Source organism: Streptomyces sp. CB03238, from assembly GCF_002099185.1.
Classification (GTDB): Bacteria; Actinomycetota; Actinomycetes; order Streptomycetales; family Streptomycetaceae; genus Streptomyces.
Window position 1 is genome coordinate 1 of the sequence record NZ_NBCN01000018.1, and the last position, 20,303, is coordinate 20,303.

Annotated in this window: 20 protein-coding genes; 15 read left to right on the forward strand and 5 right to left on the reverse strand. The window is 73.7% G+C overall.

The window, feature by feature from the left end:
- The first annotated feature begins 94 nt into the window (after positions 1 to 94).
- Genes BKD26_RS40565 through BKD26_RS28050 form a run of 3 tightly spaced genes read left to right on the forward strand, consistent with a single transcriptional unit; the run spans position 95 to position 1,937 of the window.
- On the forward strand, positions 95 to 664 hold the full coding sequence (locus BKD26_RS40565) for a hypothetical protein (protein ID WP_179166737.1): 570 nt from the start codon (positions 95 to 97) through the stop codon (positions 662 to 664).
- Positions 661 to 1,323 (forward strand): neocarzinostatin apoprotein domain-containing protein, encoded by a 663-nt coding sequence (locus BKD26_RS28045; RefSeq protein WP_179166738.1) that lies wholly within the window; start codon positions 661 to 663, stop codon positions 1,321 to 1,323. Before BKD26_RS40565 ends, BKD26_RS28045 begins: the two co-directional genes overlap by 4 nt.
- Positions 1,320 to 1,937, forward strand: a complete 618-nt coding sequence (locus BKD26_RS28050) for a neocarzinostatin apoprotein domain-containing protein (RefSeq protein WP_179166739.1) — start codon at positions 1,320 to 1,322, stop codon at positions 1,935 to 1,937. Before BKD26_RS28045 ends, BKD26_RS28050 begins: the two co-directional genes overlap by 4 nt.
- A 20-nt stretch (positions 1,938 to 1,957) precedes the next feature.
- Here the strand turns inward: BKD26_RS28050 and BKD26_RS28055 are convergent, their stop codons facing one another.
- The 3 genes from BKD26_RS28055 to BKD26_RS28065 form a co-directional block, all read right to left on the reverse strand.
- A complete protein-coding gene (locus tag BKD26_RS28055; RefSeq protein WP_241518894.1) occupies positions 1,958 to 2,611 on the reverse strand; it encodes an adenosylcobinamide amidohydrolase in 654 nt (217 codons plus the stop codon).
- Between the two features lie 66 nt (positions 2,612 to 2,677).
- Positions 2,678 to 3,325: an isochorismatase family protein gene (locus tag BKD26_RS28060; protein ID WP_084903740.1), complete on the reverse strand. Its 648-nt coding sequence runs from the start codon at positions 3,323 to 3,325 to the stop codon at positions 2,678 to 2,680.
- A gap of 1 nt (position 3,326) precedes the next feature.
- On the reverse strand, positions 3,327 to 4,520 hold the full coding sequence (locus BKD26_RS28065) for a CoA transferase (protein ID WP_084903743.1): 1,194 nt from the start codon (positions 4,518 to 4,520) through the stop codon (positions 3,327 to 3,329).
- A gap of 65 nt (positions 4,521 to 4,585) precedes the next feature.
- On the opposite strand from BKD26_RS28065, the gene BKD26_RS28070 reads away from it, so the two are divergent.
- Together BKD26_RS28070 and BKD26_RS28075 are read left to right on the forward strand one after the other, a co-directional pair.
- Positions 4,586 to 5,524: a hydroxymethylglutaryl-CoA lyase gene (locus BKD26_RS28070; RefSeq protein WP_084903745.1), complete on the forward strand. Its 939-nt coding sequence runs from the start codon at positions 4,586 to 4,588 to the stop codon at positions 5,522 to 5,524.
- A gap of 12 nt (positions 5,525 to 5,536) precedes the next feature.
- Entirely contained in the window at positions 5,537 to 6,232 is a 696-nt protein-coding gene (locus tag BKD26_RS28075; protein ID WP_084903748.1) for a hypothetical protein, read from the forward strand.
- 24 nt (positions 6,233 to 6,256) lie between these two features.
- On the opposite strand, the gene BKD26_RS28080 is transcribed toward BKD26_RS28075, so the two are convergent.
- Entirely contained in the window at positions 6,257 to 7,042 is a 786-nt protein-coding gene (locus tag BKD26_RS28080; protein WP_241518885.1) for an IclR family transcriptional regulator, read from the reverse strand.
- Positions 7,043 to 7,248: 206 nt separating this feature from the next.
- On the opposite strand from BKD26_RS28080, the gene BKD26_RS28085 reads away from it, so the two are divergent.
- The 6 genes from BKD26_RS28085 to BKD26_RS28110 all read left to right on the forward strand — a co-directional run bounded on the left by BKD26_RS28085 (position 7,249) and on the right by BKD26_RS28110 (position 15,185).
- Positions 7,249 to 8,526, forward strand: a complete 1,278-nt coding sequence (locus BKD26_RS28085; protein WP_084903750.1) for a flavin reductase — start codon at positions 7,249 to 7,251, stop codon at positions 8,524 to 8,526.
- A gap of 78 nt (positions 8,527 to 8,604) precedes the next feature.
- Positions 8,605 to 9,903 carry an acyl-CoA dehydrogenase family protein gene (locus BKD26_RS28090; protein WP_206603728.1) on the forward strand — a complete coding sequence of 433 codons (1,299 nt, stop codon included), beginning with the start codon at positions 8,605 to 8,607 and terminating at the stop codon, positions 9,901 to 9,903.
- The gene (locus BKD26_RS28095) at positions 9,900 to 11,396 is read left to right on the forward strand and encodes an aldehyde dehydrogenase family protein (protein WP_084903753.1); all 1,497 of its coding nucleotides are present in this window, start codon (positions 9,900 to 9,902) and stop codon (positions 11,394 to 11,396) included. The genes BKD26_RS28090 and BKD26_RS28095 overlap by 4 nt, the downstream gene beginning before the upstream one ends.
- Positions 11,393 to 12,592: an FAD-dependent oxidoreductase gene (locus BKD26_RS28100; protein WP_084903756.1), complete on the forward strand. Its 1,200-nt coding sequence runs from the start codon at positions 11,393 to 11,395 to the stop codon at positions 12,590 to 12,592. Before BKD26_RS28095 ends, BKD26_RS28100 begins: the two co-directional genes overlap by 4 nt.
- Positions 12,582 to 14,036 carry an aldehyde dehydrogenase family protein gene (locus BKD26_RS28105; RefSeq protein WP_084903758.1) on the forward strand — a complete coding sequence of 485 codons (1,455 nt, stop codon included), beginning with the start codon at positions 12,582 to 12,584 and terminating at the stop codon, positions 14,034 to 14,036. Before BKD26_RS28100 ends, BKD26_RS28105 begins: the two co-directional genes overlap by 11 nt.
- 141 nt (positions 14,037 to 14,177) lie before the next feature.
- Positions 14,178 to 15,185 (forward strand): alpha/beta hydrolase fold domain-containing protein, encoded by a 1,008-nt coding sequence (locus tag BKD26_RS28110; protein ID WP_084903761.1) that lies wholly within the window; start codon positions 14,178 to 14,180, stop codon positions 15,183 to 15,185.
- 23 nt (positions 15,186 to 15,208) lie between these two features.
- Here BKD26_RS28110 and BKD26_RS28115 read toward each other — a convergent pair whose 3' ends face one another.
- On the reverse strand, positions 15,209 to 15,502 hold the full coding sequence (locus tag BKD26_RS28115) for a Dabb family protein (RefSeq protein WP_084903763.1): 294 nt from the start codon (positions 15,500 to 15,502) through the stop codon (positions 15,209 to 15,211).
- Positions 15,503 to 15,607: 105 nt separating this feature from the next.
- Here BKD26_RS28115 and BKD26_RS28120 point away from each other — a divergent pair, with 105 nt between their 5' ends.
- The 4 genes from BKD26_RS28120 to BKD26_RS28135 are packed head-to-tail and all read left to right on the forward strand — an operon-like array spanning position 15,608 to position 20,301.
- Positions 15,608 to 17,326, forward strand: coding sequence for a nitrilase-related carbon-nitrogen hydrolase (locus tag BKD26_RS28120; protein WP_084903766.1), 1,719 nt, complete (start codon positions 15,608 to 15,610; stop codon positions 17,324 to 17,326).
- Positions 17,323 to 18,141: an oxidoreductase gene (locus tag BKD26_RS28125; RefSeq protein ID WP_084903768.1), complete on the forward strand. Its 819-nt coding sequence runs from the start codon at positions 17,323 to 17,325 to the stop codon at positions 18,139 to 18,141. Before BKD26_RS28120 ends, BKD26_RS28125 begins: the two co-directional genes overlap by 4 nt.
- Positions 18,138 to 19,109 (forward strand): alpha/beta hydrolase, encoded by a 972-nt coding sequence (locus BKD26_RS28130; protein ID WP_179166740.1) that lies wholly within the window; start codon positions 18,138 to 18,140, stop codon positions 19,107 to 19,109. Before BKD26_RS28125 ends, BKD26_RS28130 begins: the two co-directional genes overlap by 4 nt.
- Positions 19,110 to 19,140: 31 nt before the next feature.
- Positions 19,141 to 20,301 (forward strand): aromatic ring-hydroxylating dioxygenase subunit alpha, encoded by a 1,161-nt coding sequence (locus BKD26_RS28135; RefSeq protein ID WP_084903771.1) that lies wholly within the window; start codon positions 19,141 to 19,143, stop codon positions 20,299 to 20,301.
- Positions 20,302 to 20,303: the final 2 nt, after the last annotated feature.

Here is a 20,303-nt window from a genome sequence, read left to right on the forward strand (position 1 = left end):
AGCTGTTGGAACTGCCATTCGATGCATGAAGAGATCCACTTCCGATACAGGCCCTAGGGCGGTCCCGGACACGGGCATGGTTCCCCTCGGGGGCGTGGCCCGCAAAACACGCGGGTTGTCGGCGTCGGTCGGCGCGGGCACCACGGCCGCCTTCTTCGCCGCGCAGGACCTCTACGTCTTCCGGTGGGAACATCTGGGCGGCTCGCTCGCCATGTCCACGACTGCAGCGGCAGGAGCGGCTCTGGGCTTCTTCACCGCCGGGGCGGCGGCCGCGTCCAGAAGTCGCGCTGCTTCGCCCGCGATGCCGCCACTGCTCCTGCTCGCGCTGGGTGCGGCGATGACCGCCTGCGCGTCGGCGGCGAACGCCTGGCAGCTCACCCTCGCGCTCGCGGGTGTGCTCACGGTGGCGGCCTGGTGCGCCCGGCTGCTGTACGCGTGCGCGGCGCCGGACATCCCGCCCGGGCTGCATGCCGGATGGGGGGTGGTCGGCGCGGTGGGCGGGGCGGGGGTCTGGGAGTTGGCGGGGCGGTGGGTCCCGGCGGGCGACGCCCTTGTCCTGGCCGCCCTGTGGCCGGTGGCTACCGCCGCGGCGTGGACCGTACTCCAGGGGCGGTGGCCGGCCGCCGGCCGGCGCGTACGGCACGACAGGAAGGCATCCTCATGAGACTTCTCGCGCCGGGCCGCTTCGGACGGGTGGCCCCGGCGGCCGCGACGGCGTGCGCCCTGCTCCTGTGCGGCGGCACCAGCGCCGCCGCGACTCCGAAGGAAGGGCCGGGGACGGCGACGGCGCGGGTCTCCGCAGCCGTCGGCCTGACCGATGGGCAGAAGATCACCGTCACCGGTCGGGGCTTCCGCCCCGGCCTCCCCTCGGTCGCCGTCGGCCTCTGCCGAAAGGGGTACGCGGGCATCAAGGACTGCGACCTGGGCGGCGGCGCCACGCTGGTCAACATCGACGGCTCCGGCCGGCTGCCCACGGTCACGCTCACCGCGCGGGCCAGGTTCGCCGGCGTCGACTGCCGGACCGCCGCATGCGTCATCGGTATCGCCCCGCTGCCCTCCGCCGCCCCCGCCGCTCTTCGCGCCGCCAACACCGTCGACATTCCCGTGGGTTTCCGGGGCGGCACCGTGCCGGGCGAGGCCTCGGGCACGGGAAGCGCCGCCACCCCCCCGGCCGCCCCGGGTGCGCCGGACGCGCGCTGGGGCGGGCCGTCGACGGCGCTGTGGGCGGTTTCCATCGGCGTGACCGTGTTCTGCACCGCCTTGGCCCTCGTCATCCCACGACGTCATCGATCCCCTGTCCCCCACACCGGAGGTACACCATGACACCCCTACGGCTCTCCCACTCCACCGCCGCTCTCGCGGTGGCAACAGCCCTCGCGGTGACGGCTCTTGCCGTACCCGCCGCGGCGGCGCCCTCGCTGACCGTGAGCAAGTCGACCGGGCTGGTGCCCGGTGACAAGGTCACTGTTTCCGCGAAGGGACTCAGCCCCAACCAGCCGTTCGTTCCGCTCGGGCTCTGCAAGCCGAACCCGGCCGGACCGACGGACTGCGCGACCGCACCGGAGTCCTCGGTCCTCGGGAAGACCGACGCGTCCGGCGTCTGGCGCAGCGCGTCCTCCAACGGCACGACCGCCCGGATCACCGTCAAGGGGAAGGTGGGCGGCGTCGACTGCACCGCGAAGGCGGGGGCGTGTGTCATCGCCGTTTCCATCACGGCGGCCAAGGAGCTGGCCCAGGTACCGCTGACGGTCGGAGCTGGCGGCACCACGCCGCCCTCGGCCACCGGCGGCGCCACCGCGTCCGGCGGCGTCGGCAGTCTCCCGGAGACCGGCGCCACCGACGGGATACCCGTGGCACTGCTCGGCGGTGGCACCCTGCTGGTGCTGGGCGCCTCGGTGATGATCCTGGTGCGCCGACGGCAGGACGACGCGGCCTGAAAGCAGGGCCGGCCGCCGGCTCAGCGGACCGGCGCCCGGCCCCCGTCCCGTTCGCTGAGGCATGCCGCGTACGTGGCCGTGTGAACGGTACGGGCGAGCCGGGCGCCCCACGGCGAACGGGGGCCCATGAACGTCTCCTCCGCCCGGCCGTCGCGCGCGACGGGCGCCGCGACGCAGACCGCGTCGGTCGGCGTGCCGGACGCGTCGAAACCCGCGTCCAGCAGCGCCTGCACCTTGGCCTCCGTGGCCGTCGCGACCGCGTTGACGTACGCCGCCGGGCTCAGGGGGACGGGGAGCGCGGCGATGATGTTGATGGTCCCGGCGGGCGGCGGTCCGGCCGTGGTGGGGCCGGGGGCCGCGGCCCAGCCGCGCACCCCCACTCCGGCGGTGACGAGGGCCTCCGCTCCGCCCTCCGTCGCATGCCGGAAGTCCCGTACGGAGGCCGCGGTCATCAGCCCGACGCCCGGTCCGCGCAGGCCGGCGTCCGCGGCCAGATCCGCCAGGTGACGGTCGGCGTCCATCCTCCGGTAGCCGCCGCGCACCTGGGCGTTGATCACCCAGTGCCGCTCGCCCCAGCCGCCGCCCAGGACGGCGGAGGACATCATGCGCCACCCCGGCCCGGGCGCCCACACCAGCACGGGCAGGACGGTCCCGTCCTCCTCGCGCTCCGCGATCCGGGCGTCGGACGGCGTGGCGGTGCGGGTGGGAAGGGCTGTGGAGGCTGCGGTCACCGAGGAACCCTAACCCACTCCTCCGAGCGCGGCGCGGGCTTCGTCGAGGCCGACGACGTCGGCGTACTTGGCGTCGAGGTCGAAGAGGTTCGCCTCGTGCGGTCCGGGGTCGCGGTCGGCCACGGCTTCGCGTACGACGAAGGGCCGGAAGCCGTGCTGGAGGGCGTCCAGCGTGGTGGCGCGGACGCATCCGCTGGTGGAGAACCCTCCGATGACGACGGTGTCCACGCCGTACGACACCAGCCGGTCGTGCAGTCCGGTACCGAAGAAGGCGCTCGGGTAGTGCTTGTGCACCGTGTCGTCGCCGGGGAGGGGAGGGCACACGGCGGTGAAGCGGGCGTACGGGCTGTCCGCGCGGAAGGCGTCGAGCCCGGGAACCTTGCGGTGGAAGTGGGGTACGTCGAAGGCCGGTTCGCGGTCGTAACGCACGGCGGTGAAGACCACCGGCAGGCCGGCCTCGCGGGCGGTGCGGGCGAGGAGTTCCATGGCGGCGAGGGCATCGGCCGCCGCCCGCAGGAAGAGTGCGGAGCCGGGGTCGGCGTAGGCCCGTACCGGATCGACCAGCAGGACGGCCGGCCGCTCCCCCCAGCCGATACGCCGGCCGAATCCGGCGGTCCGGTAGTCGTCTTCGAGTGGGCGGCCGGGGGGCGCGTCCACGTCAGATCACCCCCTCGGCGGCGAGTTTCTCGAGCCGCTCGTCGGTCAGGCCGAGCAGCTGTCCGTAGACCTCGTCGTTGTGTTCGCCGAGGGCGGGGCCGGCCCAGCGGACGGCTCCGGGTGTGGCGGACAGGCGGGGTACGACGTTCTGCATGGGGATCTCGCCGAAGTCGGGGTGCGGTACGCGCACGATGGCCCGGCGGGCGGCGAAGTGCGGGTCGGCGAGCATGTCGGCGGCGGTGTAGGTCTTGCCTGCGGGGACTCCCGCCCGGTGCAGGGCCGCGAGCAGCTGATCGGACTGCTGTTGTGCGGTCCAGGCGGTGATGAGGTCGTCGAGTTCGCGCTGGTGCGCGCCGCGCGCCGTGTGGGTGGCGTAGTGGGGGTTGTCCGTGAGGTCCTCCCGGCCCATCACCTCGGTGAGGCGCCGGAAGACGGTGTCCTGGTTGGCGGCGATGAGGACGGTGGCGCCGTCGGCGGTCGGATAGGCGTTGCTGGGCGCCACGTTCGGGAGGACGGCTCCGGTGCGTTCGCGCTGGTAGCCGCCGATCTCCCACTCGGGCAGGAGGGACTCCATGTAGGCGAGGACGGCTTCGTACAGCGCGGAGTCGACGACCTGGCCGGTGCCGGTGCGGTCCCGGGCGTGCAGGGCCATGACGGCTCCGTACGCGGCCATGGTGCCGGCGAGTGCGTCGCCCAGTGAGATGCCGGTACGGGACGGGGGCCGGTCGGGTTCGCCGGTGATGTGCCGGATGCCGCCCATGGCTTCGCCGATGGAGCCGAAGCCGGCGCGGGGCGCGTACGGTCCGCTCTGCCCGTAGCCGGTGACGCGGACGAGGACGAGACGGGGGTTGAGGGCGGCGAGCTCCTGGTAGCCGAGGCCCCAGCGTTCCAGGGTGCCGGGGCGGAAGTTCTCGACCAGGACGTCGGCGTGGGCCGCGAGTTCGCGGGCGAGGGCCTGGCCGTCGGGGTGGCGCAGGTTGCAGGTGACGGACTTCTTGTTGCGGGCGACGACGGGCCACCACAGCGATTTCCCGTAGGGCCGTTCACGCCCCCACTGGCGCATGGGGTCGCCACGGCCGGGGTCTTCGAGCTTGATGACCTCGGCGCCGTGGTCGCCGAGGAGTTGGCCGCAGAAGGGGCCGGCGAGCAGGGTGCCGGTCTCCAGGACACGGATGTCGGACAGAGGTCCAGTCATGTCCGTGAGTCTAGTTTTGGGAAACGCCGTTTCGCTAGAGGAATCGGCGGGGCAGAATGCGGCGCATGGAGAACTCATCGGTGGACGTGCCCGCCGGCTCGGTCGGGGTGGTGGAGGTCGCGCCCCGCGACGGCCTGCAGAACGAGAGCGCCACCCTCCCCCCCGAGGTGCGGGCGGAGCTGGTACGGCGTGCCGTGGCGGCGGGCGCGCGGCGGATCGAGGCGGTGGCCTTCGTCCGCCCGGACCGCGTGCCGCAGATGGCGGGCGCCGAGGAGGTCATGGCGCTCCTGACCCGCCCGGAGGGCGTGCGCTACAGCGGGCTCGTGCTCAACCGGCGGGGGCTCGCGCGGGCGGTGGACGCCGGTGTGCACGAGGTCAACTGCGTGGTGGTGGCCACGGACTCCTTCTGCCGCCGCAACCAGGGAGTGAGTACCGATGAGGCCCTCGGGGCGTGGGCGGACATCGCGAAGGCCGCGCATGCGGCCCGGGTCTCCCCGACGCTGACGATCGCGGCCGCGTTCGGCTGTCCCTTCGAGGGCGAGGTGCCCGAGGAGCGCGTTGTGGAGATCGCGCACCGCGGTGCCGGCACCGGGGCCGCCGAGATCGTCCTGGCGGACACGATCGGCGTCGCCGCACCGGACGCGGTGGCCCGGTTGCTGCACGCGGTGCGGGAGGCAGCGCCCGGTGTTCCGCTGCGCTGCCACTTCCACAACACGCGGAACACCGGGTACGCGAACGCCGTGGCGGCCGTGGCGGCGGGGGCCGCGTGGCTGGACGCGTCCCTGGGCGGGTTCGGCGGCTGCCCCTTCGCCCCTGCGGCGACCGGCAACATCGCGACGGAGGACCTGGTCTATCTGCTGGAGCGGATGGGGACGCGCACGGGCATCGAGCTGGACGCGGCCTGCGCCACGGGCACCTGGCTGGGCACGCTGCTGGGGCGGGAGGCGCCCGCGCTGCTCGGGCGTGCGGGCGGGTTCCCGTCCACGGCCGGCGACCGGACCTGAGGGAGGGGCACCATGGGCGCGCATCCGCACGGCTGGTGGATCCTGCTCCACCTGGTCCTGTTCGTCTTCTGGCTCGGCGGCGACCTGGGGGTCTACGTCTCCAGCCGCTACGTCCTGCGCGCGGAGCTGCCGTTCGCGGCCCGCGCCACCGCCCTGCGCATCATGGGGATCCTCGATCTCGGCCCGAAGATCTGCCTGGTGCTGTTCCTCCCGAGCGGCGTCACGCTCATGGCGCTGGAGCCGCACGGGGCCGAGGCCGTCCTGAACGGCTGGACCGTGGCGGCGGCCTGGGCGGGAGCCGCCTGCTGGCTGTGGGTGACGGTCGCGGACCATCACCGTCCGGGCCGGCGCCCCTGGGTGCGGCGCGCCGACTGGACCGCCCGTATCGCCGTGACGACGGCGCTGCTCGGCGTGGCGGCGTACACGCTGGCCGCTTCAGAGCCCTTCGGGGTGGCCACCGAGCCGCGCTGGCTCGGCGCGAAGGTCGCGCTGTACGCCGCCGCCATCGCGTGCGGGCTCGGCATCCGGCTCACCCTGCGGCCGTTCGGCCCGGCCTTCGCGACCCTCGGTACGAAGGGCTCGACGCCGGCGACGGAGCGGGCGCTGCGGCGGGCGGTGGACGGCTGTGTCCCGTACGTGGTGGCCATCTGGTGCTGCGTACTGGGCGCGGCGGTGCTGGGCGTGCTGAAGCCGGGGGCGAACCTTTGAGGGGGGTACGGGACCGTCTGCCGATCAGTCGGCGGCGGGCCGGTGGCCGAACTCGGCCGACAGCCGCTCGGCCGCTTCGAGCAGCAGAGGTGCGCATTCGCCCATGCGGGGCTTGAAGCGGGTCTGCGGACCGGCGACGCTCAGGACGGCGATGACATGGCCGTCGTGCCCGAGGACGGGGGCGGCGATGGAGGCGGACCCGACCTCGCGCTCCCCGAGGGACGTCGCGTAGCCACGGCGCCGGATGGCGGCGAGCTCCTTGCGGAGCTTCGCGGGGTCGGTGACGGTCCGGTCGGTCAGCGGCTCCAGCGGGTGCCGGTCGAGGTACGCGTCGATCTCGGCCTCCGGCAGGAAGGCGAGCATGGCCTTGGACGAACTCCCCGCGTGCAGGGGGAAGGGGATGCCGAGGGCGACCTCCATCCTCAACTCCTGGACGGGCACGACCTGGTCGACGTACAGGCGTGTGTCACCGCGCCGGATGGACAGGGTGGCCGTCTCGCCGCACTCGTCCGCCAGGCGGCGCAGTTCGGGGGCGGCGAGGATGCGCAGATCGGTGCGGGCCAGGTAGGCACGGCCGAGCGAGATGGCCGCGGGGCCGAGGGCGTACCGGCGGGTGACGGGATCAGTGATGATCAGGTCGCGGTTGCGCAGCGCGGTGAGGATGCGGTGCACCGCGGCCTTGGTGATCCCCAGCTCCTGGGCGATCTCGGTCACGCCCAGATCGGGGCGTCCGGCGCGGCCGAAGAGGAGGAGTACGTCCATGGCGCGCTCGACCGCTGCGATCGACCTGCTGCTGTTCTCGTCGGTCACGGTGTCTGTCCCCCGGTGTGGTGCGGGCGTGCTGAGCCGGCCGGGGCGACTGGCGCCGACCACGGCCCAGCATAGGGCGGGATTTCCCCATGGGAAACACTCCCCCGGCCACGTACCGCGATCCCCTTGACGCCGACTCTCGCACCTTATTACGGTGTGCGTGACACTGTTTCGCATCAGGAAACGATGTGGGGGCGGAAGTGGCCATGGACACCGGTACCGCCGTGGACGGGACCACCTTCCGCCAGGTGCTGGCGCGCTGGCCGAGCGGAGTCGGCATCATCACCACCGCGGGACCGGACGGCCTGCGCCACGGAATGACGGCGAGCTCCTTCAGCAGCGTCAGCCTCGACCCTCCGCTCGTCCTGGTCTGTCTCGACCGCCGCATCCGCTCCCACGAACTGGTCACGCGCAACGGCGTGTTCGCCGTGAACGTGCTGGGGCGCGACCACATCGGACTCGGCCGCCGGTTCGCCGGGCTGACACCGGGCGTCACCGACCGGTTCGCCGAAGGCGACTGGCTGCCCGGTGCCACCGGCAGTCCGGTGCTCACCGACGCCGCGGCCTGGGTGGACTGCCGGGTACGCCATGTCTACCCGGGCGGCGACCACACCATTTTCGTGGGTGAGGTCGTAGCGGCCGGAGTGCCCCGGATCACCTCCCCGCTGCTGTTCCACTCCCGGTCCTGGGGCCAGCTCGCCGATCCCCTCCCGGACAGCATCGCCGTCGCCGACACGGAGCTGGCCCGGACGCTGGCGGCGGAGGCGGGGAACCAGCGGCGCGCGGCGCGGCTGACAGCCGCTGTCCGCGCCGCCGGTGTGCGGGTACGGCTGCCCCGCGACGAGCTGCGCCGCTCCCCCGCCCTGCCGGAGCGGGTCTCGGTCCGGGTGGCGGGCGCCGGCGAGGCGGCGGAGGCGGCCGCCGCCGGGTACCTGACGGTGGAGGTGGCCGTCGCGGCGGACGGCATCGGTGCCGGGGCCGCCTCCGTCGTCGCCGCCGTGGCCGGCTCGGGCACCACCGTCGTGGGCCGTATCGACGACGCCCTCGATCCCGCGCGCGGCCGGGCCGTGCTGCACACCGTCGGCGCGCTGCGGAAGGCGGGCTGCGGCGAGATCGCCCTGGAGGAGGCCGGGCCCCGGGGCGGTGAGGACGGCGACGACGGCTCGCCGCGGCATCTGCGCGGGCTGCTGCAGGACGCCGTGCCGCAGGCGGGAGACGTCCGACTGCGGCTCGCCCTGCGCGACCACCACGGTCTCGGGCTGGTCAACGCCCTCACCGCGATGAAGAACGGCGTCCGGGACTTCGACACCGGCCTCGCCGGCTGCGGCGGACTGCTGCCCACCGAACGCCTGGTGCTGCTGTGCTCACGGCTCGGCGTCGAGACGCCGGTGGAGAGCGGGGCCCTGCGCCCCATCCTGAACGAGCTGCACACCCTGCGGTACGGGCGACGGCGAGGCGGCCCCCTCCGACCTGCCGTCTTCTGACCGTACGCCGTAAGCCGTGAGCCGTATGCCGTGCGCCGTCCCCACCCCGGCGCCCGAAGCCCGTGAGGAGCCGCACCCATGCCAGCGTCCCCACCACCCGCCGCCCGCCTGACCGCCGAACGCCTCCTCGACGCCATGACCGCGGCCGAGCGCGCCCGGGCCGAGCGCGTCGAGGCCGTCCTGCCCGCCCTGAGCGCCTCGGCCGCCCGGTCGGACGCCGACGCCGCGTTCCCCGCCGGCCACGTGGCGCTGCTGCGCGACGCCGGACTGCTCGGCCTGGTCGTCCCCGAGGAGTACGGCGGACTCGGCGGGACGCTGCGGGACCTCGCGGCGGCGACCTTCGCCATGGGCACCGCCTGCCCGTCCACCGCGCTCGCCTACTTCTTCCACAACACCAGCGCCTCGCGTGGACTGTTGCCCCTCGAAGCCATCCGGGCCGGGCTGTTCGCCCCCGAGGAGGCGGGCGAGGTGACCGCCTTCGCCGAGCGGGTGCTGACGACGATGGCGTCCGGGCGGTGGCTCGCCAACTTCGCCAGTGAGTCGGTCAAGAGCTCCGGAGCCAACATCTCCATCGCCACCTCCGCGAAGCCGGCCGCCGGCGGCTGGCTGCTGTCCGGCGAGAAGTCCTTCGGCTGCGCCACCGGCGTCGCCGACACCTACCTCGTCACCGCCAAGCTGGAAGGCAAGGAAGGGCCCGACGCGCTGGCCCTCTTCCTCGTTCCGCGCACCGCACCCGGAGTCACCTCCCGCGAGCCGTGGAACGGCCTCGGCATGCGCGCCAGCGCCAACCACGGCATCCGGCTCGCCGACGTCTTCGTACCCGACGACCAGGCCCTCACCGTGCCCGGCGCGTTCACCCGCATGCTCCAGGTCAGCCGGGGCAGCTTCGTCGGCAACCAGCTCGCCATCGCCGCCGTGTACACGGGCGCGGCCCAGGCGGTGTACGACCACACCCTGGACACCCTCACGCGCAGGACGTTCGCCGACACGGGCAGGCCGATCGCGTCCAGCCCCGTGCACCAGGTCCTGATCGGTGACATGACGCAACGCCTCCAGACCGCCTACCTGTGGCTGCGGCGCCAGTTGGAGCTGGAGACCTCCGAGCCGCCGGTGCGGCCCAAGTCCGAGGTGTTCACGCACTGGCGGCTCGGCAAGGGCTCGGTGACCGAGGCCTGCTTCGACGTGGCGCTGGGCGCGTTGAAAGCCTGCGGTACGTCGGGGGCGACGATGGACGGGCCGGTGGGCCGTGCGCTGCGTGATCTCGCCATGGGCCTGGTGATGACGTTCCCGGCGGAACGCGGCCGGCTCGAAGCGGCCAGGATCGCCACCGACGCCCAGGAGAACGCCCTGTTCGCGACCGTGGAGGCCGACCGGTGAGACCGCCCGCCGCAGCCGCTGACCTGGTGGACGGTACCTGGCAGCCCTGCTTCCACGAACTGGACGTGGTTCTGGAGAACCCGGCCACCGGTGAGCCCGTACGTCGGGCGATGGCGAGCTCCCCGGAGCGCATCGAGCGCGCCCTCGCCGCCGCGGCGTCGCTCCACGCCGACGAGCGCTGGGCCGGGCTCGCCGACGAGAAGCGGGCGGACGCGCTGGAGACGGCGGCCGCCGCGATAGAAGCTCGCGTCCCGGAGATCGTACGGGCCGAGGCGTACGCCACCGGCGTCCCGCTGGCCCAGACGTCGGGGCTGGGCGTCATCCTCGGCGGGGCCTTCCGCATGGCCGCCGCGCGCCTGCGCGCCGGGTTGCTGCACGCCGGCGCCGTCCGCCCGGGCGGCCGGTCCGTCGAGGTGCGCCGTGCCCCGCTCGGGCCCGCCCTGTGCGTCGTCCCGTACAACGCGCCCGCGCCGATGGCCGCCCACAAGGCGGCGAGCGCGCTGGCCGCCGGGTGCCCGGTCGTCGTCAAGGCGCCCGAACTGGCCCCGTACGGAACGCAGTTGCTGATCGAGGCGGCCGCCGAGGGGCTGTCCGGCGCCGGGGCGCCGCCGGCCGTGCTCCAGCTGCTGCACGGAGGCGGCTCCGCCGGGGCGCGGCTGGTGGCGGACGACAGGATCCGGGTGGTGTCGTTCACCGGAGGTACGGCGGCGGGCCGGGACGTCGCCGCCGTGTGCGGGCGCGCGTTGAAGCCCGTCCAGCTCGAACTCGGAGGGAACAACCCGCTGGTCGTGCTGCCGGACGCGGACGTGGACATCGCGGGGCGCGTCGCGGCCGAGCTGCTCACCACGCTGAACGGCCAGTGGTGCCGGGCGCTGGGCCGGCTCATCGTCCCGGCGCGTCTGCTCACGGAGGTCGTCGACGCTACGGCGGCGGTGCTCGCCGGAGTGCGGGTCGGCGATCCGCTCGACCCGGCCACCGAGTACGGGCCGTTGGCGCACTCACGCCACCGCGCGAGGGCGCTGGCGGCGGTCGAGGCGCTGACCGGTGCGGGGGCGAGGGCGCATCCCCTCGCCGCTGTTCCTGAGCGGGGCAATTTCCTGCCGCCTCTCCTGGTGACCGGTGCGCCGGAGGCCGCCGCGCGCGAGGAGATCTTCGGGCCGGTGGCCACCGTGCACCCGTACGACGGTGAGGCCGAGGCCGTGGCCCTCGCCAACTCCACCGGATACGGGCTGGAGGGGTACGTGGTCGGGCGGGACGAGACGGCCGCCCTGGGCGTCGCGCGGCGCGTCCGGGCGGGCGAGGTGAAGGTCAACGGCTCGTCCCTGCTGAGCCTGCACACCGAGACGCCCCGCCCCGCCTGGGGCTTGTCCGGGCTGGTGGACGAGGGCACGGACGAGACGATCCTGCACTTCACCGGCGCCCGGGTCACCGGTGTGGAGGGCGCCTTCGCGCTGCACACCCCGGCCGTCGGCGCACAGCGTGGTGCGCGGTGAGCCCTGTCCTGGTCGCGGGCGCGGGGCCGGTGGGGCTGACCGCTGCGCTCGTCCTCGCCCGGCGCGGCGTCGCGGTGACGGTCCTGGAGAAGGGGGCGGGCCTCGCGGCCGAGTCGCGGGCGTCGACGTTCCATCCGCCGACCCTGGAGATGCTCGACGAGCTGGGAGTTGTCGCGGCGCTGCTCGACCGGGGGCTGGTCGCCCGCACCTTCCAGTACCGCGATCGCCGCACCGGACGGCCGGTCGCCGAGCTGGACCTGGCGGTGCTCGCGGACGACACGCCGTACCCGTACCGCGTGCAGTGCGAGCAGAGCAAGCTGACGCCGATCCTGCTCGACGCGCTGAGCCGCCACCCCGCGGCGGATGTGCGGTTCGGCTGTCCGGTCCGGGAGGTGGCGCAGGACGCCCGTTCGGTGACCGTGGTGCTCGGGGACGGCTCGCGGGTGCGCGGTGACTGGCTGATCGGCGCGGACGGGGCGCACTCGGCCGTACGGCGGGCCCTGAGGGCGGGCTTCGCGGGCGTGACGTATCCGGAGCGCTTCCTGGTGGCGTCCCTCGACGAGGACCTGACGGCCGCGATGCCGGACCTGGCGCCGATCGCGTACGTCCTCGATCCGGACGAGTGGCTGGTGCTGCTGCGTACGCCCGACCACTGGCGGGTGCTGCTGCCCACGCCGGACGGCACTCCGGACGCGGCCGAGTCGGCGCGGCTCCCGGAGCGGCTTCGCGGCGTGTGTCCGGACCGTGTGGCGCCGTGGCGCGTCGCGCACGCCAGCCTCTACCGGGTCCACCAGCGGGTCGCGGACGGCTTCCGGTACGGCAGGGTGCTGTTGTGCGGGGACGCCGCGCACGTCAACAACCCGCTGGGCGGCATGGGGATGAACAGCGGCATTCATGATGCCGTCCTGATGGGCGGCGCGCTCGCCGCCGTGATCGCCGGTGAGGCCGGGGACGCGGAGTTGTCCCGTACCGCCGAGCGACGTCGGCGTTGTGCCCTGACGTACGTCGGAGCCGAGACCCATCGCAATTGGGAACGGCTGCGGGCGCGTGACGAGGCGACCCGGGCGGCGGTGCGCGAGGAGTTGCGGGCCACGGCGGCGGACCCGGGCAGGGCCAGGGAGGCGCTGCTGCGGAGTTCGATGCTCGCCTCTCTGAGGCCGCCGGGTGAGGTGGACGGGGGCGCGCGTGCCCGCTGAGCTCATCGTCCGCCGGAACCCGGCGCGGGTGGACGACGTCGTCGGCAGCGTGCCGGTGGCGGACGGCGTGGCTGTGGACCGGGCCGTCGCGGCGGCGGACGTGGCCGCCCGCTCCTGGGCCGGGGAGCCGGTGGAGGAGCGGGCCCGTGCGCTGCTGTGCGCGGCCGCCTCGCTCGATGACACGGCGGCCGAGGCCGCGCTGTTGCTGGCGCGTGAGTCGGGCAAGCCGTTGACCGACTGCGCGGGCGAGATCCGCTTCTCCGGGGCCGTCCTGCGCTGGTACGGCGAACATGCCCCCGGGCTGCTCGCCGACCGGGTGACCGACGACGCGGCGGGACGACTGACGGTGCGTCACCAGCCTTTCGGAGCAGTGGCGGCGCTCACGCCGTGGAACGCCCCGGTGGTACTCACCGTCGTCAAGCTGGCGCCCGCGCTGGCGGCGGGCAACGCCCTGGTGGTCAAGCCTTCGCCCCTGGCCCCGCTGGCCGTGTCGCTGGTCCTCGGCACGCTCGCGCGCCACTTCCCGCCCGGGCTGCTGCACGTCGTGCACGGGTACGCCGGCACCGCGCGCGCCCTGGCGGGGCACGCACGCATCCGGAAGGTGTCGTTCACCGGCGGTCCGGAGGCGGGGCGTGCTGTGGGGGCGGTCGCCGCGGCCGCGCTGACTCCGACCACCATGGAGCTGGGCGGCAACGACGCCGCCGTACTGCTGGACGACGCCCGGCTGTCGGAGAGCGATCTGCAACGGCTGGTGATGGCGAGTTTCGCCACCGCCGGACAGGTGTGCATGGCGGCCAAGCGGATCTATGTGCCGCGCCGACGGTACGAGCGGTTCGTGGCGGAGTACGTCGCGGCGGCCGAACGGGCGCTGCTGCTCGGCGACCCGTTGTGCCCCGCCACGACGGTGGGCCCGGTGATCAGCGCGGAGGCGGCGGACCGGATCCGGCGGCTCGTCGCCGATGCCCGGGACCGGGGCGGCGGCTGTGTCGAGCTGGGCAGGGTGTGCCCGGACACTGACCTGACGGCTGGTCACTTCGTGCGGCCGGCGCTGCTGCTGGGTCTCGACGACGGCGCTCCCGCGGTGCGGGAGGAGCAGTTCGGCCCGGTCGTCCCGGTGCTGCCCTATGACGACGAGGACGAGGTGGTGGCCCGCGTCAACGCCACCGAGTACGGGCTGGGCGCTTCGGTGTGGAGCGCCGACGAGGACCGGGCGTTCGCCTTCGCCCACCGCCTGGAGGCGGGTTTCCGCTTCGTCAACACGCACAACCGCACGGGGATGTCGCTGCGGGCGCCCTTCGGCGGGATCAAGCGCAGTGGGCACGGCCGGGAGTACGGGGCCGAGGGGCTGTACGCCTACACGCAGCCGTGCGTCACGCACGCGCCGGCGGCCTTCCGGCCGGGTGGTCCGGGAATGCCGCCGGGGGCGTATCCCGGCCTCGTGTGACCAGCGCCCGGGAGCGGGGCGCTCGGCTCCGCTTTCGACGGCGGGTATTGACAGGTCCTGCCGCCTCCGCTGTCATCCCCGTATCGCGAGCAGAAACTTCGTTTCCTAAGAGGAAACCACTGCCCGCCCTTGGAGGCTCGCATGCACCTGCCCGCTCTGCGCAAGGTGATCGTTCCGGCACTGGCCGCGCTGCTCCTCGGCGTCGTCCCGGCCACCGCCGCCCACTCCGCGTCCGGCACCGCCCACTCCGCGTCCGCCGTCACCAAGGTGTCGACCACCGTCGACGTGTCCTGCACGGTCCTCACCTACCGCCAGTCCGCCGACTGGTACTTCCCGTCCGGCCCCCCGAAGGGCCTGATCTGGCTCCAGCACGGCTTCTCCCGGGCCAACGACCACATGACGGACCTGGCCGGCCGCTACGCGTCCGCCGGGTATCTGGTGTTCGCCCCCACGCTGCGCAGCGCCGACATGTTCGGCTGCACGCTGCAGAACATCGGCAACAACAAGCCGTTCCTCGACAACGTGGCGACCTGGTTCGCCTCCGCCGACAACGCCTCGTCCCAACTGGCCCGCAGCTACGCGTCGGCCAAGCGTCAGGCCGGCCGCACCGATCTGGGCGCGCTGCCCGCCGCGTTCGTCTTCTCCGGCCACTCGGCCGGCGCCGAAGCGGCGGAGTACGTGGCGCAGAGACTGCGCGCCGCCCACCCGGCCGCCTTCACCAAGCTGCGGGGCCTGGTGCTGCTGGACCCGGTGAAGTCGTTCATCGGGAACAACACCGACGCCTCCCTGTCCCAGCTGGCGACGACGTCCCTGCCCATCCTGACGGTCTCCGCTCCCGGCTACAGCTGCAACAACAGCGGCAGCGGGACCAGCGCGCTCCAGCAGCTGCTGCCCCGCCCCTTCGTCGGCGTACGCCTGACGACGGGCGCCCACACCGACGCGGAGGGCTCCTCCACCGACGACGCCGGCACGCTGATGTGCGGCACGCCGCAGCAGAAGAACGTGTCGGCGCTCCAGACCCTGGCGGTCGGCTGGGCGAAGGACGCCTTCAACGGGGCGCGCACCGCGGACCTGTACCCCGGTGGCACGTACTACGCGTCCCTGCTCGCCGCGGGCACCATCCAGACCCTGCCGGGCCGCACTTCCTGAACCGGTCGCGGCATGTGAGCCGGTCAGTCACCGGCGGTCTCCTCGTAGTCGACCGTCACCCGGTCCGCGAGCCGCGGTCGCAACCAGTCACCCAGCGCGCGATGCGCTGGGTGACTCCGGTATCCGGCGAGCGCGTCGGCCGAGGCGTGCCGGGTGGTCATGCACAGGTCGTACGAGACGGCCGACCCGGTGACGTCGAGACCGACGCCCATCGACGCGATCTCGCTTACCAGGGCGGGCAGTTCCTCCAGCCGCTGCTTCGCCTCGCGGGCATCGGCCGGGTCGGTGAACTTCATCAGGACGACGTGGACGAGCACGGCAACACCTCCGGTCGGTCGTCGCTCCGCACCCCTGTCGCGGGGTGGCGCCCAAGTGTATGTTGGGGAAACACTGTTCCGCCAGGGGAACCAGGGGAGGCTGTCATGGGCGTCACCGTGCGCGTCGCCGCTGCCCAGTTCGCCGTCGGCACCGACCGCCGGGCCAACCTGGCCGCCTGCCTCCGCGCGATCGGCGCGGCGGCACGGCGCGGCGCATGTCTGGTGGTGCTGCCGGAATTCTGCAACCACCTCTCCTGGTACGACGACCGGGCGCACGCGCTGCGCATGGCGTGCCGGCCCGGTGACGACTTCCTGGCGCCGGTGGCAACGGCGGCGGAGCGGCACGGCATGTTCGTCAAGCTCCACGTCACCCTGGCCACCGCCGACGAAGACCGGGACCGGGTCACCGCGGCGAGCCTGCTGTACGGCCCCGACGGCACGCTCGTCGCCCATGCGGACAAGCAGGTCCTGATGGGCAGTGAGAACGACCACCTGGACCCGGCTCTCGAAGCAGGCCCCGTGGTCGACACCGCGCTCGGCAGGATCGGCCTGTACGCGTGCATGGAGGGTGTGATCAGCGAGGTGTGCCGGGGACTCGCCCTGCGCGGCGCTCAGGTGCTCCTCAACAGCCTCAACTCCTTCGCCCTGGACGAGGCTTCGCTCCACATCCCGGTGCGGGCGGCGGAGAACAGGGTCTGGGTCGTCGCCGCCAACAAGGTCGGTCCCCTGCTGCCCGACGCACACGCCGACGCCGTCGCCGCCGGGCTCGGAGTACCGCGCGAGGCGCTGCACGGGGCCGGGGAGAGCCAGATCGTCGCCCCCGACGGCACCGTGGTGGCCCGGGCCCCGCGCACGGGTGAAGGAGTCGTCGTGGCCGACATCGAGCCGGCGCGGGCCGACGACAAGCGGCGCCCGGACGGCACGGACGTCTTCGACGCCCGGCGGCCCGAGTTGTACGTTCCCATCGCGGCTCAGCCCCGCCCGGCACCGGACTTCCCGGGACGGCGGGCCGACGAGGTGACGGCCGCCGTCGTACGCCCGGGTGCGACGGAACCGCGCGACGCGGTGGCCGAGGCGGCGCAACTGACCACGCGGGCGGTCGCCCGTGGCGCGTCCCTGGTCGTGGTGCCGGAGCTGTTCTGCTTCCCCGGCGGGGTCGTCGAGGCGGCGCCCGGCGACCAGCTGGTCAAGGAGGCACTGGCGGCGCTGACCGGCGCGCTGGCCGGCACCGACGCGTACCTCGCGTGCACGCTGCCCCACGAAGGCGTCCACACCGGGTACGTGCTCCGTGCCGACGGCCCCGTCCTCGTACAACCTCAGCTGCACCGCAGCGCGCGGCACGCCGCCTGGGCCGACGGTCCGTCCGGGTCACGGCTCCTCACGTACGACACCCCGTGGGGCAGGGTCGCGGTCGTCGTCGGCGACGACAGCCTGTACCCGGAGACCTTCCGGCTCGCCGCGCTCGCCGGGGTGGACACGGCCGCCGTCTGCTTCACCGGGACGGAGTCCTGGGAGAGCCGCCTCGGCCTGCCGGAGCGCAGTGCCGAAAACCGGCTGAACGTCGTGGCGGCCGGTCACACCACCGGCGCTGTCCACTGCCTGCCACGGGACTTCGGCCTGTGGCAGACGCGCGACGCGCCCTTCGACGGCCGGATCAGCCACCCCGACACCACACCGGCGGACAGCCGCCTCGCCCTCGGCCCGATCCGGCCGGCCCAGGCCGCCCGCCGTCTCGTCTCGCGGGGCACCGACCTCGTCGACGGGCGCCCCTGGCACCTCGCCGGGCCTCTCATATCGGCCGCACGCCCAGGAGGAGCAGCGTGAGCGAAACCCCCCAGGCCGTCCAGGACATGACGGACGAAGCCCCGGCCACCGATGTGACCGACACCTTCGAGCAGTGGCGCGCCCTGCTCACCGAGGTCAAGGAGAAGATCGACGCCCGCTTCGAGCTCCACCGGGATCCGTCCACCAAGGACCTGGACACCTATGGCTCGCCGCCCGGCAGCCCCGGCGGCTCGCTGGCCGCCTACACCGGCCCGGAGGTCGACTGGATGGTGCACTCCTGGCTGGGCAACCCCACCCGCGGCTTCGCCAATCTCCACCTGACCGTCTGGCTCGGCCCGCACATCCGCGTCCCGCACCTGGGCATCGCCCTGCTCTGCTGGCCGGGCGGCTGGTTCTACCTCGATTCCGTACCGCGTACGAACCTGCTCGCGGACGGCGGTTACTACGACCGCTACTACGAGCCCGTGGCGCAGGATTGGCTGTCCGTACGCGAGGAGAACCCGGAGCTGTCGTGGTTCACCAGCCGCGCCGGATTCATTCGGGCGAGCCTTTCTCCGACCGCGTACTGCTACGCGATGCCCCGCGACGATCACCACATCACCCTTGTGCGGCGACTGACGCACGCGCACGTGGACCGGTGGCTGGGGTGGGTGGACGAGGCGGAACCCGTACCGGAGGAGCAGCGGGCCGCGCTCGCCGCCGCCGACCTGGCGACCCGCCGCAACATCGCCGAACGCGACCCCGCCAACGTCATGGGCGTGCGGTACTTCGGCCAGGAGACCACCGGCCGGCTCGTCCGCGCCCTGTGGGGCGGGGACCGCGAGTCGCCCAGGCCCGGCGGAGCCGCGTCATGAGCCAGGTCCGGTCCCTGTGGTGGGCGCGGCGGGTGCCCGGCCTCAAGGAACCGTTCGACACCGCCCACCTGCGGGTCTTCTACCCCGCCCGGCACACGGGCTCCGCCGCCGAACGCCTCACCGGCGAAGTCCCGGCCGATCCGTCCCGCGCCCCTTACCCCGTCGTACTGCTCCTGCCCGGCATCAACATCGGGCAGGACGCGTACCGCTGGCTCGCGATCGCCCTCGCCGAGAAGGGCCTGGTCACGGTCACGGCGGACCTGGTCGGTGAGCTGTTCGCCGGCAGCCACGGCCTGACCCCGGCCGTCGACCTCGACGCCGCCTCCCCGGCCGGGTACGGCTCCCGGCCCACCACCCCGCTCATCGCGGCGCTGCTCGCCGCGGTGGGCGAGCTCGCCGCCCGGGCTCCCCTGGACGGGCTGCTGGACCTGGACCGCGTCGCGCTGGGCGGGCACTCGGCGGGCGGCACCGTGGCGTTGCAGTCCGCCGGGTTCACGCCGGGCGTCCGCGCGGTGTTCACGTACGGGGCCCATACGCTGGTCGCCTCGATGCTGGGCTGGCCTCGCGGCACGGTGCTGCCGGTGAGCGGCACGGCGCCGGTCATGCTGCTGTCCGGCGAGACGGACGGCGTGATCGCCGCCAGCACCGACCGGTACGGGGGCGAGTGCGCGGCCGATCCCGTGGAGCGCACCTTCGCCGAGGCCCTGCGGGACGCGGACGGGGCGCACGTGTGGGCGCGGCTGACCGGCGCGGGCCACTTCACGCCCTGCGATCCGCACGACCCCACCTCGGCCCGTGGGTTCCTCGAACGTCCCGGCGGAGCCCAGCACTCGGCACGGGCCCTGCTGGCGCGGCTCGTCACGCTCTTCTGCGCCACGCATCTTCGTAGCGACACCACGGCCGGTGGCGCGCTCAGATCACTGCTCGTCCCGCCCCACCCCGGCCTCGCCCTGGTGCGTCGCCGCTGAAACCCCTACTCGATCCGGAGGAGCGGCACGGATGCTCAAGAATTTCTGGTACGCGGTCGAGTTCGCCGACCGCGTCGGGCGCACGCCCCGCAAAGTGGTGTGCCTGGGCCAGTCGCTCGCGCTGTACCGCACCGGCGCCGGCCACCCCGTCGCCCTGTCCGACCTGTGCGCGCACCGGGGCGCGGCGCTGTCCGCCGGCACCCTGGCGGGCGACTGCGTGGTGTGCCCCTACCACGGGTGGCGGTTCGACGCGGACGGGGCATGCGTCCTCATCCCGGCCAACCAGCCGGGGCGGGGCATCCCCAAGAAGGCGCGGGTCGACGCGTACCCCGTACAGGAGAAGTACGGCTTCGTGTGGGTGTTCCTCGGCGACCTGCCGCCCGAGGAGCGGCCCCCGATCCCGGTCTGGCCCGAGTTCGACGACCTCGTCGAGCACGGCGGGCGGTTCAGGGCGGTCAGGGGCGAGTACCTGTGGCGCTCCAACTACGAGCGGGTGCTGGAGAACGGCTGCGACATCGCGCACACCCCGTTCGTCCACGCGGGCTCCTTCGGCAACCCGGACCGTCCGGAGGTCGAGGAGTACACGCTGGAGCAGCCCGACGAGTGGTCGGCGTTCGCGACCGTCGCCCTGCATCCGCCCACCGCCAGGGGGCTGTGGGGCAGGCTGTACGCGGACCGCAGGGCACGGGCGAAGGACCGGCCGCCGGTGGTGACCACGGCCGGCTGGATGCTGCCGAACCTGATCAAGCTGCATGTGCGGCTGCCGCTGGGCAGCATGGTCATCTACGACACCAACATCCCCGTCGACGAGACGACGACCCTGGTGAAGTGGGTGGCACTGCGGGACTTCTTCACCGGGGCGTGGGCCGACGGCAACACGCGCAAGCGGGTCATGAGGATCTTCGGCCAGGACGCCCCGGTCGTGGACGGCACCCGCCCCGAACTGCTCCCCGCCGACCTGGGCGCGGAGCTGCACCTGCGGTCGGACCTGATCTCGGTCGCGTACCGCCGCAAGCGCCAGGAACTGGCCGCCAAGGGCTGGATGGTCGGCGAGGCGGACCGCATCACCGGCGACGTCCCGGCGCGCACCGCCACGGTGATCCCCTCACCGGGCCGGCGTGACAACGCCGAGTTCGCGCGCGCCTGGGAGCAGAAGGCGCACGGCTTCCACCCCACCGTCGAGAGCGAGTGATC